Origin of the sequence: Burkholderia sp. AU44665, from assembly GCF_030504405.1 — a bacterium.
GTDB classification, from domain to species: domain Bacteria; phylum Pseudomonadota; class Gammaproteobacteria; order Burkholderiales; family Burkholderiaceae; genus Burkholderia; species Burkholderia semiarida.
Window position 1 is genome coordinate 139,613 of the sequence record NZ_JAUJRI010000003.1, and the last position, 15,103, is coordinate 154,715.

Consider the following 15,103-nt stretch of genomic DNA (forward strand, 5'->3'; position numbering starts at 1 on the left):
ATTAGATCGTGCCACCAACTTCCATCAGGTTCGTGCCCTCCCACTCACAGCGTGAACGCTTGCGCTTTGTCGAGTCGACTCTCCTTTGGGAGGGTGAGATCCAACGTTCTCGCGTGAGCACTGTCTTCGGTGTCGTGCTTAACCATGTCACCAAGGACTTCCGGGAGTACGAAGCTGCGTTTCCACAAAGCCTGATCTTCGAACCTCGGCGACGCTTCTACGTCCCCGGGCCGGCCTTCAAGCCGCGCTTCGCCTCTGGCGACCCTCACGAGTACCTAGCTCTGCAACTGGCCTCATCGCAAATCAAGTCCAGCGCCCTAGTCTCGCTTGTGGGCAATCAGCTTCCGATTCAGGGGCTGCCGATACCTACGCATGGCGTGAAACGACAGACCTTATCCTTGGCCGTACAGGCGATCAGATCAGGGACCGCTTTGGAGGTGGTCTACCATTCGATGACGACCATCGGGCCCGTGAAGAGGCGGATGTGGCCGCATGCGTTGATTCACACCGGGTCGTGGTGGCATTTACGGGCGTTCGACAGCCGCAGCGAGGAGTTCAGGAACTTCGCCCTTCAACGCATCGAGCAGCCCAAAGCCCTAACGGATCCGTCGCCTCAACCCAGCGACCATGATCTGCAGTGGCACAAGGAGTCGGTGCTTGAGGTGATCCCCCATGCTGCGCTGAACGACCACCAGACAAAAGTTGTTGCCCGAGATTTCGGCATGACGTCGGACGGAGGTCAGCCCCTGTGGCGAGTCAAGATCAGGAACTGCCTGGTCGGCTATTTCGCGACTTACTATGGGTTGGATCTCCCGAATGCGCGTCCGCCTCGGCACATCCTGGCCCTGCGCAACCGGGACGAGGTGAAGGCGTTGTTCCTGCCATCAAATCACGAGTAGCAGTTTGACTTGCTTGGCACGAAACAGTGGCTGCATTGACTGGAAATCATCGAAATGCGCACCCAATGCAGTGACTCTACTTACCGAGTTAGATAAAACCCAACGCATACCGCATCTGATTCAACGGGACTGCCCGTCGGTCGACGGTGCCGCTCCCATTCTTGGCTCCCGCGGCACGCCGACAGTCGACTAGCTTCTCTGCCGCAGCCAGCCCTTCCGAAAGTCCGGATCCCGTAGTCTCCGGCGAACACCAGCACTGGTACAGATAGCGCACATTGTCAGCCTCCTCCAGCGTGCAGGTAATGGGCGAAATGCGAGAAAAATCTAGACCACATCGACATTGCACCATGTTCGGTCGCGTCACCATGATCGGCTTTTCGCACTGCGGGCAAACGTCAAGCAACTGAACTGCGTGTACGGGACATGCCGTCATCCAGGTAAGGCGATGGGCGGCAAGCATCATCCCGCCGTCGAGCAGGCAAAGCGGACAAATCCGCTCGCGGTCTCGAACAAGCAAGTGCCGGGCCTCAATCACGTGATGCCCCACCGCGTAACTGAAGGCGGCCCCTCGTGCTCGCCCACCAACTTCGATCGGGCACATCGATCTCATCGTCGACTGCCCGATCCGGCAAACACGAGACAATTCCGCAATCTCGGCGGAAACCAACGGACCGAAGGCAACGCAACTGGCGTCACGCAGCAACGCCCCAATGCTTCTCAGGCCGTTGGCATCCACTAGGCGCATGAGCACCGACGACAACGACTCGTCGAAATAGGGCTCGACGCGAAGCGCAAGCGGCAGCCGTAACATCGCATTCGCTGGCTTTGCGGAACACGGAACCCAACTTTGATTTTCCATATCGAACTCCAGATCGATACAGTGCTCGTTACTAGCGGTAGGCGCCTGTCTGCATGCTCTGCAGCGTCAGGGCCACCAGTTCCTCTCTGTCGGCGGCGAGATATGTGACAGGCTTCTTCCAGCCGAGTGACGGAACCTCTTCGTGTTGCCATGTACACAACCACCGTTTCGCGTCAAACCCCTCCGGTTCGCCTGACTCATTGACCATTTTCTGCACAAGATTCACGAGCTTGTTCCAGACCGCTTCATGCACGTGCTTGACCATACATTCGGATCGCCATGTGCCGCAACGACACGTTTTCATGATGTTCATCTCACCCAGATTCGCAGTCCCACGTCGGAACCGGTGGCGATCCGATTCGAATCGGATCGCCACGGTTCATTGAGAACACCGCGTCACACGGTCTGCACCACTTGGCCGCCTATTGCGTCGACCAATGCGCGATGAAGAAACGCAAATGGAGGCTCCGGCAACTCCGTGAACAAACGCAAGGAGATGTGCTCAACGCTTCGGGCCGAGCTCAGGATTGACCCCGACCGAGGTCGGTATTGCCGTTCCGCGTTGACCAGTTCCTGGAATCCCCGAGGCCAGTCCGACATGATCCGTCCGATTTTTTGCATGCGCGGCGTCAGTTCGGAAATGGCCTTCGAGCGCAGCCCCTTGTCTGTCGACCCGCTTGTCGCGCCGCTCACGCGATACAAAAACGAAAGCACACGCAGCAACTCCCCAAGGTCAAGCGCGGCGAAATCCGGTGGAACGCCTGGTGGACAGTCCGGCATATCATGCTCAAAACTCATGCGCCAGCGTCGATCGATGAGCCGAGTGATCATCAGATCGTCCGTCTTCGCGGGTTGACATGCAGTCGACCCGAGATCCGTCCCGCACTGACAACGCGCCACGCCCGGCCGCATGGACGACACTTCTCGTCGACAACCCGGACAGCGATCGAGCAGCTGGACGCCGTGGACAGCGCAGCACGTCGCGAATACGTAAGCATTCACACCCAGCACGTGTTGATGCTCAGCGATACACAGCGGACATATGCGCTCGTTGGCGCCGACAAGGATTGCATCGGGTTCGACCCAGTGGCCATACAAGCTGATCTTCGCGTGCTTCGTCCCGCTACGGTCAATCGCGCCCACGGTCAACGGTGTCATCGCCCGGACCAATTTCGGGGAGAGCCGGCAAACACGGGCAAGCGCATCGACCTCCGAGGCAAAGCGCGGCCGAGCAGCAGCCACGCCGGCGCGGCGCAGGACCATCCCTGGTCCACCCAACCCGTTGACCTCGGCAACGCGATGCAGCAACGACGAAAGCGACTCTCCGCGATGCGGAGCAACGCCTAGGAGAAGAGGGGTCGTCATTGCACGTCCTCCGCAAACGGTTCACCAGGTTGGTCAAGCGGAACGCCATTAAACTTCGAATCGAAGGGATCGCGAGAAGGCGGTGCATCCTTCCAGATATGAACGCGAAACGCCGCGGCAAAATCGTTCAGCGTGACACTTTTCCCACCGCGTCGCTCGGCAACCTGATAAGCACCGTTCAACAGCTTGCACATGTAGTCCACCAGTCCTGCAGTTGCGTAGTACAACTTCATCACGACACGCTTGTCGACAATATCCGTCATCGGCAATGGCATATCTTTGGCGAGCGCCTGCATCACGCCAATGAACGTTTTGGCGCCTTCGTTGGTGTTCACATTGAACGGACGCATCTCCGTCACGCGAGAAAACCGGCGCCGCAATTGCCCATTGACTCGTAGCACACCCAGCAGCGACGGCAGCCCCGCGAGCACAACAGCAGCTGGGAGCCGGTCCAGCAGCACCTTCAACCAGTTCGCAACCTGTCTCAGCGAACGGCGATCGCCCTCGACGAAGTGCTGAAACTCGTCGAGCATGATGATCTCCACGCCACAGCCGTGTACCAGTTTGACAATCTGCTCTGTCAGGCGCGCACTCGATTGACCAGCTTGCGCAATTTCACCCAAGGCAATCAACATAGCTTCGGCCAACGATCTGACAGTCGGTACTGCAGGCACGATGACATAGAGAACCGGCACGTGCCGGCGCAACACCTCCTCTCGCACCGGAAATTGGGCACGATAGCATTCGAGCACGGTCGATTTTCCGGCTCCGGACGCCCCGATCGTCGCCAGACACCCTGCTTCGCCGGATTCCCGCAGCCATTGATGGATCTCCTCGATGCTCTTGAGCGCAACAACGAAATCGGGATGCTCGACGATGCTTTTACGGACATTAAATCGTTTCATGATGATCTCCTTACCGTTCGGTACGCTTCGTAACAGAAAATTCAGGAACACTATCGAATCTGACGATCATGGGATCCACTTGATCCAGCTGGACGGAGTCGTCAACTGCGTTCCCGCCGACGGTTCCCAGCAAAAGATCCTTGCTCGACTTCCCCTTGATCTGCGCAACCCATTTGCGCTTCTTGAGTTTCTGATCAAGCTCCGCCTTGGCAATGTCGTCTGCGAGACGGATACGCGCTTTTCGAAGCGAGACAGGGTCGATATCGATGCTGCTGTCTCGCATGGCGCCGGTGACTTCGTTGTGCATCCATCTGGTCAAATCCTTCGTATAATCTGGATCGGTGCAATCAACGCGAAGGTATTCTTTCTGCCTTGGGTCGTAGATGTAGACAAAGCTGGTCTGCTCGTTGAAATACCGAACCTTGACTTTTTCGTCGTCCGAGATGCTGTGACGAAGCAGTTGCAACGCACTAGAGTTGTACGACAGGTGATCAAACGTCACGCCACTGTTCGTGATCGGACGCATGATGGTGTCCGAGAACGCGACGGAAAGCTGATCGGGATCGGCCGGCATGTAGATAGGAGTCAGCCGTGCACTTTCCTGCCATGCCTGAAACGGTGTCTTGCCATTCAAGCCACGATGTGGCGCGTGCTGGTAACACTCCACAATCCAGCGCACGACAAACACCGTTAGCTGTTCGAGGGTCACGCACGCAAGCTTCTCGGACGGGTACTCTCCACGATCCTTGGTATTCGACCAAGTCGTCCCCGGAATCAAATGGAAGAGTTGTTCCGCTATCGTGCGCATGAACCGCTCCACACGGCCTTTGAACCATGGTGCACGGCTCGGGCAGTACACGAGTGAAATCCCCAACTCGTCGCAGCCAGCTCGTGTGGCGCCTCCGTGGAATTCCCACGCGTTGTCACCGAAGATCATCTCGGCTACACCTCGCGCCAACCATTCAAGATGCCCCAGGCCTAATCGGTTCAGTAGATCGCGCTTGCTGAGCATGGCCATTTGCATTGCCCATCCGACCTCCTCCTGGCCAGGTGAGCGCGCCCCGATATGAAACCCCATCACCATGCGAGTGTGCGCGTCAATGATGAGCGTCAGTACGGGACGAACGATGACCATACGGGTGCGCTCACAGACGCACAGCAAGTTCACCGGCGTGTGGTCAATCTCCCACCGCTCGTTGAGTCGTTTTGTTTTGAGCCGACGGAACACCGGTCGATACTGCTTCAGTGCTTCGGTGCGGCCCTCCCGGGCCGCGGTGACGAGATAGCTGTTCAGTTTCCCGACATGGCGATAAAGCGTCGCTCTACTAATCGTGGGTAGCGGATTTTCCAGGTCACGTTCGTTATGAGCGTCAATGGCCTCCTCTACTTGATCGTACAATCTCGCGACGTTGAGTTTCTGGCCGTTGAGATAGTGCGTTTCGATGACATCTTCCACCAGCGTGAGCAGTGAACCATCGAGGATTTCGCGTCGTCCCTTGTTTTCATGGCGCGGCACCACGTCCATGACATCACGTGACGGCTGGTAGCGTTTTCTCCACCGACAGAAGGATCGATAGGTTTGCGGTATCGATGCGCCAACCTCACACGCCACCCGTTTGATGACGGTCTCGACTTCGTGGACGCGCGAGCACTTCGCCTCCTCGACGGCTCTTAGGTAGACGAGTCGCGCACGCATCACGACAAGATCTTCTTCTTTGAAGGTCGTGACATCACGTCGAGCAACAACAATCGGTGACGCAGCCGTCTCACGTAGCGATTCGATACTGACGGACCATGTCCCATTACCGTGGCGTGCCCATATTTCAGTTTCGTGCAGGCGTATTGGCGAGCTGTAGTCGGAGCTGAGCTCGATTCGACCATCGGGCAGCGCAGTCTGAACGCGCCAGACATACTCGCCCTCACGGAACTCGACGCCACGCTTAAGCAAAAATTTTTGCATGACGCACCTCCGAAGGAGCGACGTAAATGGCTGCGTCGGAGGTCAGCGGCACATCGAGATCGATACCCGCGGCGCCATTGGCGATCCAGGTCAACGCAACGTCGCGCGAACGGGCCAGATGCACGAGGTTTCGGAGGGTTTTCGGATACTTCTTTTCAACGAGCCACTGTGCTTCCCGGATCCGTTCGGACGAAATTCGCCCCAGCCACGGCCGCAAGAGCCGCAGAGTCTCGTGACGGGTGCCGGAGATGTAGGTACGTTCATCCCAAATGAAAAGGGCGTGTCCATGCTCCGCAAGGACGGCTCTCGCACGCGCCATGCGGGCCTGCACTGAAGGCTTCTGCAGATCCTTTGCTGGCTTGGCTTCGACGAAGACAGTCGAACTGTCGCGCCGCACAATCTCGTAATCCGGCGTGTACCGAAAAAGCTGGCCGGCCTCACGAAGAACAAATGTTCTATCTTGAGCGCTACGAAAGCGCAGTACCTCAGGGCTGAACTCGAGCAAGAGAGTCGTCGCCTCTTCCGCCAGGGAATACCAAGGCATCGAGCAAGCGTTTTTGACAGAGGGCGTGAAACCTCGAAAATTTCCGCCACTGCGGGTATCGTACGAAGGCATGATGATGTCTCCTGCGCCCTTTCGGGCGCGTGGATGTGGGGGGGCGCCAGTCCAAATGGACGAGCGCCGGCCGCGCGGATGTCATTTCCACGCAACGAGGAGACGAGTTGGGCCTTGACGCCGATGAGGGGGGAGCTATACTGAAGTCGCTTAGGTTTCAGTTGTGCTCCCGCTCAGTCGGGTCGAAAGAACCAATCCGTCGTAAAGGGTTGGTTTTTTCTTTTCTGTCTAATAGGCAGTACTCCTAATTCAATAGGTTGATGGGGAAAGGCATTTTCAGGATGACGTTACCGATCTAGCCTCGCCACCAGTTCATCAAGCAAGGTGACTTCGTCACCGCTTAGACGCGTCGACGCTCGCACCAGGCGATTGATCAGGCGCAACGTATCCGAGTGCAGGTCGTCAGGTAGCCGCAGCTTCTTTTGTGAATCCCGGGCCGCATCGAGCAATGAAGCGACATCGGCTTCGCCCATGTCCAGTGCCGCAGCGATGCGTTCGATTTGCTCAAGCGACGGCGGCGGCTTCACTCCGCGCTCGAGCTTCCACACGTACTGGATCGCGACCCCGAGTTGCTTGGCCAGATTCGTCTGACTGAGTCCGGCGCGCTTTCGGTAATGCACCAATGCGTTTGAGAATGGAGTCATCGCCTTCCTCCTGCACGTGTCCTATCTCCCAATGTATGTGGTGACCCAGCCGGCGGACAAGTAAATTTTTTCTTCTTCTCCGCGACAAAAAAGGCGGAAGAACCCTCGTTCGAATCAAAAAATAGAGTCAGTCGTTATGGAAACGCTGAAAATGAGAAAGAAAATAATTTCCCTTTTTGTACAAGTGTCGGCTCATATGTTTCTCGAGTAGGGTCGATTCATTCGTCAAACTTCTGAACGGCATACGCAAGGAAATCGACGAAAATTAATCTATAGGTGTTCAAACGACGCGCAGATTTGCGGTGACGGATGAACGGTGCCGGCCGGCCGACAAGCATCCGTTGCGCGAAAGTTACATTCCCAGGACAAGTGTGGGCCGGGTTGCCAAGTAACACAAATAGCCATGGCTCACATCGCCACGATTGGTATGACAATTGGAAGTGTGTGCCGCAGAAAGGCTGCACAGAGCCTCTAGGTCTACTTCGTCAGGTCATCAAGACGATCGACAAAGCCATCCCCGGCGATTCGATCAAGTTCTCGCTAAAGCAAGATCACGACAACCTCTGCCTCGGAGCGGCCGTAGAAGCCAATCTTGGCGATGCGCTCAAATGCCACATCGACCTGCACGGGGAGGGTTAGCCGAACGAGCCGAGTAGCTTCGGCAGATGGCTTGCGCCCTGCAAGCATTGAGCTCCATCGGCTTGTGGAGACACGCCCCAGACGTGAAACGACGATTGAGCGTCGCCAATGCGGTGGCATCGATCTGACACCATCGACTAAACATTGCGTCGCAGGCCGTCATTGCCAAATATTCTCCGATCATTTTCTGCCTATCCACACGGGTTACATTCCCAACGCATGAAAGGCAGCCAATTATTCAAAGACAACTTATTGAGACTGCGGACATCTTTTCTGAAAACCAACAAATAAACGGGCGCCTACCAAACTTCACCCCCTCCCCGTACCGGCATTCGTCAACCCAACTGTACCGGTACTGTACAGAAAACCGTCGCTACACTGACTCCATCCCAGCCTCGAACCCGAACGGAGAATCCGCGATGGAATTCCTCACCCTCAGCGCGCTGCCAGCCGGCATGCTGTTCGCGCTCGTCACGTCGATCACGCCCGGCCCCAATAACACGATGCTGCTCGCGTCCGGCGTCAACTTCGGGTTCCGCCGCACGATGCCGCACCTGTTCGGCATCAGCATCGGCGTAGCGATCCTGATGCTCTGCGTCGGTTTCGGTCTCGGCGAAGCGTTCCGTCGCGTGCCGGTCCTGTACACCGTCCTCGAAGCCGCGAGCGTCGCCTATCTGCTGTACCTCGCATGGCGCATCGGCACGTCGGGAGAAGTAAAGGCACACGGCGCCAAGCCGCGGCCGATGACGTTCATCGAAGCCGCCGCGTTCCAGTGGGTCAACCCGAAGGCGTGGATGATGGTGCTGACCGCCGCGACGACGGTCCGCCTGTCCGCCGACTACGGGATGAGCGCCGCGTGGATGTCCGTCGTGTTCATCCTGATCGGCTTCCCGTGCATCTGCCTGTGGGCCGCGTTCGGCCAGGGCCTGCGCCGCTTCCTGTCGAATCCCCGCGCGCTGCGCGTCTTCAACGTGACGATGGCCGTGCTGCTGATCCTGTCGCTGTATCCGCTCGTCGCCCATCTGCTGCCGCAGTAAGCGCTCACAAGCGCCCGTTGAGCTTAACGTGAGGCAGGCGTACCCTTTCGATACGGGCGCGTGCAACCGCTTCGGCGGTTGCGCCGCTGCTCTGTATGGAGATTGCCGATGAAGCCAATGCTGAGAGCGGGCGAGCACATCGAAGGCATGCACTGGATCGCCGAGTATCATCCGCTCACGCACGATATCCGCGTGCTGCGCGAGAACATCGAAGTCGGCACTTACTGCGCGCCGCCGACGCTGTTCGGCGACGAGGAGGAAATGGGCGCCGCGAACCACGACGATCATCGCCGCCGGGAAGCCGCGTTGCGCGCGTATCTGCGCAACTTCGTCAAGGAACACGACGCGGAAGAGTAACGGTGCGCCGGCCGGAATGTCGACGGGCCGCGAAGGCGGCCTGGTCTGCTGTCGTGCGTCGGTCGATCTGCTTGCAACTGCCCCGAATCCATCATCACTGGGCCGGCACAACGTACCGGCCCCCGGTCGCTCAATGCCCGAGCGACTCGATCTTGCCTGCCGGCTGCGCCACGCCATGCGGCCGCGCCATCTGCTTGATCAGCAGCGCGACACACGCGAGCACGCCCGCGACGGCGATCGTCGCGAACACGCCCGCGAACGAGAAATGCCGACGCGTCAGCTCGGCGACGAGGAACGACCCCGCGATCCCGCCAAAGCGGCCGACGCCGAGCATCCACGCGACGCCCGTGCCGCGCCCTTCGGTCGGATAGAACGCGGCGGCCAGCGCCGGCATCGACGATTGCGCGGTGTTCATCAGCACGCCGGCCACGAACACCACCAGCACCAGCAACCCGACGTTGCCGGCCGCCTGCCCGATCGCATACACGCTCACCGCCGTCAGCGCGTAGCACACGGCGATCACGCGGTTTGCGTTGAAGCGGTCCATCAGCACGCCGCACAGCACGGCACCCACGCCGCCGAGCGGGAACAGCGCCGAGATCAGCGTCGCGCTCTTCGGCGTCAGGCCGGCATCCTTCAGCAGGATCGGCATCCAGTTGATCGACGCGTAGAAGATCACGAGGCCCATGAAGTACGCGAGCCACAGCATCACCGAGCCGACGATGTACGAGCGCGACAACACGACGCCGAGGCCCTTGCCGCCGGTCTGCGGCGCGGCTTCGGTCAGCGCGAACGAGCCGGCGTTCAGCGCGTCGCGCGAGATGCGGGCGAGCGTGGCGCGGATCTTGTCGATGCCCTGGCCGCTCGCGACCATGAAGCGCACCGATTCCGGCATCTTCAGCAGCAACAGCACGCCGAGCAGCAGCGGCGTCACGCCGCCGAGCACCAGCACGCTGCGCCAGCCGAAATGCGGAATCATCCACGCGGCGAGGAAACCGCCGAACGCGGCGCCGAGCGGAAAGCCGCAGAACATCAGGTTGATCACGGTCGCGCGGCGCTTGTCCGGGCAGAATTCGCCCATCATCGTGACCGCGTTCGGCATCGCGGCGCCGAGCCCGACGCCGGTGATGAAGCGCAGGATGGTCAGGTGTCCGATCGTGTTCGAAAACGCGGACATCAGGCATGCGACGCCGAACAGGAACACCGAGCCGAGCAGCAGCGAGCGGCGGCCGAGCCGGTCGGACAGCGGGCCCGACACGAGCGCGCCGCACGCCAGGCCGAACAGCGCGGCGCTCAACACGGGCGCGAGATCGGGCTTGGTGAGGTTCCATTCGCCGAGCAGCGACGGTGCGATGAAGCCGATCGCGGCCGTATCGAAGCCGTCGAACAGCACGATCACGAAACACATGAGGAATACGAGCCATTGAAAGCCGCCGAACGGCTGCTCGTTGATGAAGGCCTGGACATCGACCACGGGTGTGCGGTTCATCGCTTGTCTCCTTGTCGGCCGGTGTGGGCGCGTCAGCGCTCGAACCGGTCGCATCCAACATTGATATATATGCAACAAGCGCGGCCTCGTGGCCGCGCCTTTCCTTCGTTCACGCGCCGATTCGCTGCCGGTGCGCTCGTTGATCGTCACGGCTCGCCAGCATCAGCGGCCATGCGATCGGATCGCCGCCGGCACTCAGCCGGCCGTCTTGCGGGGCCCTACCTAGGCGGCCCCATCCTGTTCTTTAAAGATCTTGTCCGCGAGATGGAACGCGGAATTCGCGGCCGGCACGCCACAATAGATCGCGGTCTGCAGCAGCACTTCCTTGATCTCGTCGCGCGTCACGCCGTTGTTGCGCGCGGCGCGCAGGTGCAGCGCCAGTTCCTCGCCGCGGTTCAGCGCGACCATCATCGCGATGGTCAGCAGGCTGCGCGTATGGCGCGGCAGCCCGTCGCGGGTCCAGATCTCGCCCCAGGCGTAGCGCGTGATCAGGTTCTGGAATTCCTCCGTCACCTCGGTGCGGTTCTCGAGCGAGCGATCGACGTGTGCGTCGCCGAGCACCGCGCGACGCACCTTCATCCCTGCTTCATAACGTTCCTGGTCGTCCATTGCCGGTGCCTCATGCAGTCAGGAAATCGAGCAGCGCACGGTTGAAACCGTCCGTGCACTCGATGTTCGAAATGTGCGCGGCGTCGAATTCGACGTGCCGCGCGCCGGGAATCGCGGCAGCCAGCGCGCGGCCCTGGTCGGGCGGCGTCGACATGTCCTTGTCGCCGGTCACGACGAGCACCGGCAGCGCGATGCCCTTCACTTCCTCGCGCAGGTCGGCCGCGTTCAGCGCGTCGCAGTTCGCCGCATAGCCGTCCTTGTCGGTATGCACGAAGGTGTCGCGGATCGCGTCGAACAGGCGCGGCTCGCGCTCGACGAATGCGTCGGTGAACCAGCGCGGCAGCACGGCGCCAGCGAGCGCGGCCATCCCTTCGGCGCGCGCCTTCTGCGCACGCGGCACCCACACTTCCGGCGAGCCGATCTTGGCCGACGTATTCGACAGCACCGCGCGCACGATGCGCGACGGGTAGCGCGCGGCGAGCGCGGCGCCCGTCAGCCCACCCATCGAGATCCCGCAGAAATGCGCGCGTTCGATGCCGACATGGTCGAGCAACCCGATCACGTCGCCCGCCAGTTGGTCGATCGTGTACGAGCCGGCCGGCGCGTCGGAATGGCCGTGGCCGCGCGTGTCGTAGCGCAGGATGTTGAAGTGCTGCGTGAGCGGGCGGATCTGCGGCGCCCACATCTGCAGATCGGCGCCGAGCGAGTTCGAGAAGACGAGCCACGGCGCGTCGCCGCGCGCGGCACGGTCGATCCGGTAATGCAGTTTCACGCCGTTGACAGTGGCGAAAGGCATCAATGTTCTCCTGGTTGTTTCGCGCCCGCGTGCAGCGCGAGCACGGCGTCGACGTAGGCATGCGCCTCGCCGACGTAATGTGCGGGATCGAGCAGCCGCGCGAGCGCGTCGCGCGACAGGTGGGCCGATACGGTTGCGTCGGCCGCGAGCACGTCGAACAGCGTCGCGCCGGTGCGCACCGCTTCCTTCGACGCATGTTCGACGACGTGGTGCGCATCGAGCCGGCCGATCTTGTCGCCGAGCGCGAGCATCACCGCTTCGCCGAGAATCAGCCCGTGCGTGAGGTCGAGGTTCGCGGCGAGGCGTTCGGTGTTGACGTCGAGGCCCGCGACGATCTGCGCGACCTGCGCGAGCGCGCCGCCCGTCAGGCGGGCGAGATCGGGCAACGCGTCCCATTCGGCCTGCCAGCCGCCGAGCGCGCGCTCGTGCTCCTGCACCATCCCCGCGAACACGGTCGCAACGAGGTTCGGCGCACGCACGGCAGCCGTCAGCACGGCCGCGCAGCCGACCGGGTTGCGCTTGTGCGGCATCGTCGACGAGCCGCCCTTGCCGGCCGCCGCCGGTTCGCCGAGCTCGCCCACTTCGGTCTGCATCTGCAGCGACACGTCGCGCGCGATCTTGCCGAGCGTGCCGGTCAGCATGCCGAAGCACGCCGCGGCTTCCGCGATGCGGTCGCGCTGCGTATGCCACGGCACGGCCGGCAGCGCGAGATTCAGGTCGAACGCGAGCGCGGCGCTCACGCCGGCCGCATGCTCGCGCAGGCTCGCGAGCGTGCCGGCCGCGCCGCCGAACTGCAGCACGAGCAAACGCTCGCGCAACTCGGCGAAACGCGTGCGATGGCGCAGCAGCGCGTCGAGCCACTGCGCGAATTTGAGGCCGAGCGTGATCGGCAGCGCCTGCTGCAGCCACGTGCGGCCGATCATCGGCGTCGCGCGATGCGTGCGCGCGAGCGCCGCGAGCGACGCACAGGCTTCGTCGAGCATCGGCTCGAGCACGTCCAGCGTGTCGCGCAACTGCAGCACGGTCGCGGTATCGATGATGTCCTGGCTGGTCGCGCCCCAGTGCACGAACTTCGCGGCCTCGGGGTCGTCGGCCTTCACTTGCGCGGTGAGCTGCTTGACGAGCGGAATCGCGAGATTGCCGCCGAGCGCCGCGCCGTGCGCGAGCGCATCGGCGTCGAGCCGGCCGGCGTCGCACGCGCGTTCGATCGGCGCGACCGCGGTGGCGGGAATCACCTGCTGCGCCGCGAGCGCACGCGCGAGCGCGGCCTCGACGTCGAGCATCCGCTGGATCGTCGCGCGGGGCGACCAGATCCGGTTGAGCGGCTCGGTGCCGCAGATCAGGGAGGTCAGGCGGGCGCTGTCTTCGAGCATGGCATCAAGATGGGGAAACGGCGTGCGCCTATTGTCTACCCAAGCGCGCCGGCGTGCGCTCGAATGCGCGCACCGGCACGCTTGCCGTTCAGGCGGCGGCCTTCTGCGTCGCGTCGATCAGCGGCACGCCGGTCAGCTTCTGCAGTTCGTCGAACGACAGGTCGGTGAAGATCTCGCTCACCGCGAGGCCGTCGGCCGTCACGTCGAGCACGGCCAGATCCGTATAGATGCGGCTCACGCATTGCACGCCGGTGACCGGATACGAGCACCGCGCGACGATCTTGCTCTCGCCCTGCTTCGTCAGGTGCTCCATCATCACGAACACCTGCTTCGCGCCGATCGCGAGGTCCATCGCGCCGCCGACGGCCGGAATCGCGTCGGGCGCACCCGTATGCCAGTTCGCGAGGTCGCCGCTCGCCGACACCTGGAACGCGCCGAGCACGCAGTAGTCGAGATGGCCGCCGCGCATCATCGCGAACGAATCCGAGTGATGGAAATACGCGCCGCCAGTGAGCAGCGTCACGTGCTGCTTGCCGGCGTTGATCAGTTCGTCGTCTTCCTCGCCGGGCGCGGGCGCCGGGCCCATGCCGAGCAAGCCGTTCTCGCTGTGCAGGAAGATCTCCTTGCTCGGGTCGAGGTGGTTCGCCACCAGCGTCGGCACGCCGATGCCGAGGTTCACGTACGCGCCTTCGGGGATATCCTGGGCGACGCGCTTGGCCATTTCATCGCGGGTCAGTCGTTTCATGTCGATTTCCTGTCGACCGGAGTTGGCGCTTCAGCGCTTACTCCGGTCCCATACAAAGTTCCAGGCGGGTCAGGCGGCTTGCGATGCAGCGTGTTCGGCGGCCAGCTCGGCCGCGTGCGCGGCCTGCGGCACCTCGACGACGCGCTGGACGAAAATGCCCGGCGTCACGATGTGTTCCGGGTTCAGCGCGCCGAGCGGCACGACTTCCGACACCTGGACGATCGCGACCTTCGCGGCGCTGGCCATGATCGGCCCGAAATTGCGCGCGGTCTTGCGATACACGAGATTGCCCCAGCGGTCGCCCTTGTACGCCTTCACCAGCGCGAAATCGGCGTGAATCGGCGTCTCGAATACATACGGCTTGCCGTCGATCACGCGCGTTTCCTTGCCTTCCGCGAGCTTGGTGCCGTAGCCCGTCGGCGTGAAGAAGCCGCCGATGCCGGCGCCCGCCGCGCGGATGCGCTCGGCGAGGTTGCCTTGCGGCACGAGCTCCAGCTCGATCTCGCCCGCGCGGTACAGCGCGTCGAACACCTGCGAGTCGCTCTGGCGCGGGAACGAACAGATGATCTTGCGCACCTTTTTCGCCTTCAGCAGCGCCGCGAGGCCCGTCTCGCCATTGCCCGCGTTGTTGTTGACGATCGTCAGGTCGCGCGCGCCCTGTTCGATCAGCGCGTCGATCAGCTCCGACGGCATGCCGGCCGTGCCGAAACCGCCGATCATGATTGTCGCGCCATCGTGGACGTCGGCGACCGCCGACTGAAGCGATTCGAAAATCTTGTTGACCATGTCTCTTCCTGATGCGAACCCGCG

General features: G+C 61.6%; 16 protein-coding genes. 3 read left to right on the plus strand and 13 right to left on the minus strand.

Features of this window, described 5'->3' with window-relative positions:
- Nucleotides 1–113 precede the first annotated feature (113 nt).
- Nucleotides 114–899: a WYL domain-containing protein gene (locus tag QZM15_RS09125; RefSeq protein ID WP_302106243.1), complete on the plus strand. Its 786-nt coding sequence runs from the start codon at nucleotides 114–116 to the stop codon at nucleotides 897–899.
- An 88-nt stretch (nucleotides 900–987) separates the two neighbouring features.
- Here the strand turns inward: QZM15_RS09125 and QZM15_RS09130 are convergent, their stop codons facing one another.
- The 7 genes from QZM15_RS09130 to QZM15_RS09160 all read right to left on the minus strand — a co-directional run bounded on the left by QZM15_RS09130 (nucleotide 988) and on the right by QZM15_RS09160 (nucleotide 7,248).
- Nucleotides 988–1,758: a TniQ family protein gene (locus QZM15_RS09130; RefSeq protein ID WP_302106244.1), complete on the minus strand. Its 771-nt coding sequence runs from the start codon at nucleotides 1,756–1,758 to the stop codon at nucleotides 988–990.
- Between the two features lie 31 nt (nucleotides 1,759–1,789).
- Entirely contained in the window at nucleotides 1,790–2,023 is a 234-nt protein-coding gene (locus QZM15_RS09135; protein WP_302106245.1) for a hypothetical protein, read from the minus strand.
- A gap of 131 nt (nucleotides 2,024–2,154) precedes the next feature.
- Nucleotides 2,155–3,123: a TniQ family protein gene (locus tag QZM15_RS09140; protein ID WP_174390295.1), complete on the minus strand. Its 969-nt coding sequence runs from the start codon at nucleotides 3,121–3,123 to the stop codon at nucleotides 2,155–2,157.
- Entirely contained in the window at nucleotides 3,120–4,028 is a 909-nt protein-coding gene (locus QZM15_RS09145) for a TniB family NTP-binding protein (RefSeq protein WP_124456729.1), read from the minus strand. The genes QZM15_RS09140 and QZM15_RS09145 overlap by 4 nt, the downstream gene beginning before the upstream one ends.
- Nucleotides 4,029–4,038: 10 nt before the next feature.
- Nucleotides 4,039–5,988: a Mu transposase C-terminal domain-containing protein gene (locus tag QZM15_RS09150; RefSeq protein ID WP_302106246.1), complete on the minus strand. Its 1,950-nt coding sequence runs from the start codon at nucleotides 5,986–5,988 to the stop codon at nucleotides 4,039–4,041.
- Entirely contained in the window at nucleotides 5,969–6,604 is a 636-nt protein-coding gene (locus QZM15_RS09155; RefSeq protein WP_302106247.1) for a hypothetical protein, read from the minus strand. The genes QZM15_RS09150 and QZM15_RS09155 overlap by 20 nt, the downstream gene beginning before the upstream one ends.
- A 287-nt stretch (nucleotides 6,605–6,891) precedes the next feature.
- On the minus strand, nucleotides 6,892–7,248 hold the full coding sequence (locus QZM15_RS09160) for a helix-turn-helix domain-containing protein (RefSeq protein WP_302106248.1): 357 nt from the start codon (nucleotides 7,246–7,248) through the stop codon (nucleotides 6,892–6,894).
- A gap of 1,058 nt (nucleotides 7,249–8,306) precedes the next feature.
- On the opposite strand from QZM15_RS09160, the gene QZM15_RS09165 reads away from it, so the two are divergent.
- Together QZM15_RS09165 and QZM15_RS09170 are read left to right on the plus strand one after the other, a co-directional pair.
- Nucleotides 8,307–8,924: a LysE family translocator gene (locus QZM15_RS09165; protein ID WP_302106249.1), complete on the plus strand. Its 618-nt coding sequence runs from the start codon at nucleotides 8,307–8,309 to the stop codon at nucleotides 8,922–8,924.
- 108 nt (nucleotides 8,925–9,032) lie between these two features.
- Nucleotides 9,033–9,281 carry a hypothetical protein gene (locus tag QZM15_RS09170; RefSeq protein WP_059581274.1) on the plus strand — a complete coding sequence of 83 codons (249 nt, stop codon included), beginning with the start codon at nucleotides 9,033–9,035 and terminating at the stop codon, nucleotides 9,279–9,281.
- 130 nt (nucleotides 9,282–9,411) lie between these two features.
- Here QZM15_RS09170 and QZM15_RS09175 read toward each other — a convergent pair whose 3' ends face one another.
- The 6 genes from QZM15_RS09175 to QZM15_RS09200 form a co-directional block, all read right to left on the minus strand.
- Complete coding sequence (locus QZM15_RS09175) at nucleotides 9,412–10,770, minus strand: MFS transporter (protein WP_302106250.1); 1,359 nt, start codon at nucleotides 10,768–10,770, stop codon at nucleotides 9,412–9,414.
- 222 nt (nucleotides 10,771–10,992) lie between these two features.
- A complete protein-coding gene (gene pcaC / locus QZM15_RS09180) occupies nucleotides 10,993–11,379 on the minus strand; it encodes a 4-carboxymuconolactone decarboxylase (RefSeq protein ID WP_089468856.1) in 387 nt (128 codons plus the stop codon).
- Between the two features lie 10 nt (nucleotides 11,380–11,389).
- Nucleotides 11,390–12,175: a 3-oxoadipate enol-lactonase gene (gene pcaD, locus QZM15_RS09185; RefSeq protein ID WP_302106251.1), complete on the minus strand. Its 786-nt coding sequence runs from the start codon at nucleotides 12,173–12,175 to the stop codon at nucleotides 11,390–11,392.
- Entirely contained in the window at nucleotides 12,175–13,548 is a 1,374-nt protein-coding gene (locus QZM15_RS09190) for a 3-carboxy-cis,cis-muconate cycloisomerase (RefSeq protein WP_302106252.1), read from the minus strand. The genes pcaD and QZM15_RS09190 overlap by 1 nt, the downstream gene beginning before the upstream one ends.
- Nucleotides 13,549–13,636: 88 nt before the next feature.
- A complete protein-coding gene (locus QZM15_RS09195; RefSeq protein WP_124659260.1) occupies nucleotides 13,637–14,293 on the minus strand; it encodes a CoA transferase subunit B in 657 nt (218 codons plus the stop codon).
- Between the two features lie 69 nt (nucleotides 14,294–14,362).
- Nucleotides 14,363–15,079, minus strand: a complete 717-nt coding sequence (locus tag QZM15_RS09200) for a 3-oxoacid CoA-transferase subunit A (protein WP_034205770.1) — start codon at nucleotides 15,077–15,079, stop codon at nucleotides 14,363–14,365.
- Nucleotides 15,080–15,103 lie beyond the last annotated feature (24 nt).

Excerpts from the sequence above, each read along its gene's own strand:
- QZM15_RS09200 (WP_034205770.1), bottom strand. The coding sequence starts at position 15,079 with ATGGTCAACAAGATTTTCGAATCGCTTCAGTCGGCGGTCGCCGACGTC.
- QZM15_RS09135 (WP_302106245.1), bottom strand. The coding sequence starts at position 2,023 with ATGGTCAAGCACGTGCATGAAGCGGTCTGGAACAAGCTCGTGAATCTT.
- QZM15_RS09190 (WP_302106252.1), bottom strand. The coding sequence starts at position 13,548 with ATGCTCGAAGACAGCGCCCGCCTGACCTCCCTGATCTGCGGCACCGAG.
- QZM15_RS09175 (WP_302106250.1), bottom strand. The coding sequence starts at position 10,770 with ATGAACCGCACACCCGTGGTCGATGTCCAGGCCTTCATCAACGAGCAG.
- QZM15_RS09140 (WP_174390295.1), bottom strand. The coding sequence starts at position 3,123 with ATGACGACCCCTCTTCTCCTAGGCGTTGCTCCGCATCGCGGAGAGTCG.
- QZM15_RS09195 (WP_124659260.1), bottom strand. The coding sequence starts at position 14,293 with ATGAAACGACTGACCCGCGATGAAATGGCCAAGCGCGTCGCCCAGGAT.
- QZM15_RS09150 (WP_302106246.1), bottom strand. The coding sequence starts at position 5,988 with ATGCAAAAATTTTTGCTTAAGCGTGGCGTCGAGTTCCGTGAGGGCGAG.
- pcaC (WP_089468856.1), bottom strand. The coding sequence starts at position 11,379 with ATGGACGACCAGGAACGTTATGAAGCAGGGATGAAGGTGCGTCGCGCG.
- QZM15_RS09160 (WP_302106248.1), bottom strand. The coding sequence starts at position 7,248 with ATGACTCCATTCTCAAACGCATTGGTGCATTACCGAAAGCGCGCCGGA.
- QZM15_RS09170 (WP_059581274.1), top strand. The coding sequence starts at position 9,033 with ATGAAGCCAATGCTGAGAGCGGGCGAGCACATCGAAGGCATGCACTGG.
- QZM15_RS09165 (WP_302106249.1), top strand. The coding sequence starts at position 8,307 with ATGGAATTCCTCACCCTCAGCGCGCTGCCAGCCGGCATGCTGTTCGCG.
- pcaD (WP_302106251.1), bottom strand. The coding sequence starts at position 12,175 with ATGCCTTTCGCCACTGTCAACGGCGTGAAACTGCATTACCGGATCGAC.
- QZM15_RS09145 (WP_124456729.1), bottom strand. The coding sequence starts at position 4,028 with ATGAAACGATTTAATGTCCGTAAAAGCATCGTCGAGCATCCCGATTTC.
- QZM15_RS09130 (WP_302106244.1), bottom strand. The coding sequence starts at position 1,758 with ATGGAAAATCAAAGTTGGGTTCCGTGTTCCGCAAAGCCAGCGAATGCG.
- QZM15_RS09155 (WP_302106247.1), bottom strand. The coding sequence starts at position 6,604 with ATGCCTTCGTACGATACCCGCAGTGGCGGAAATTTTCGAGGTTTCACG.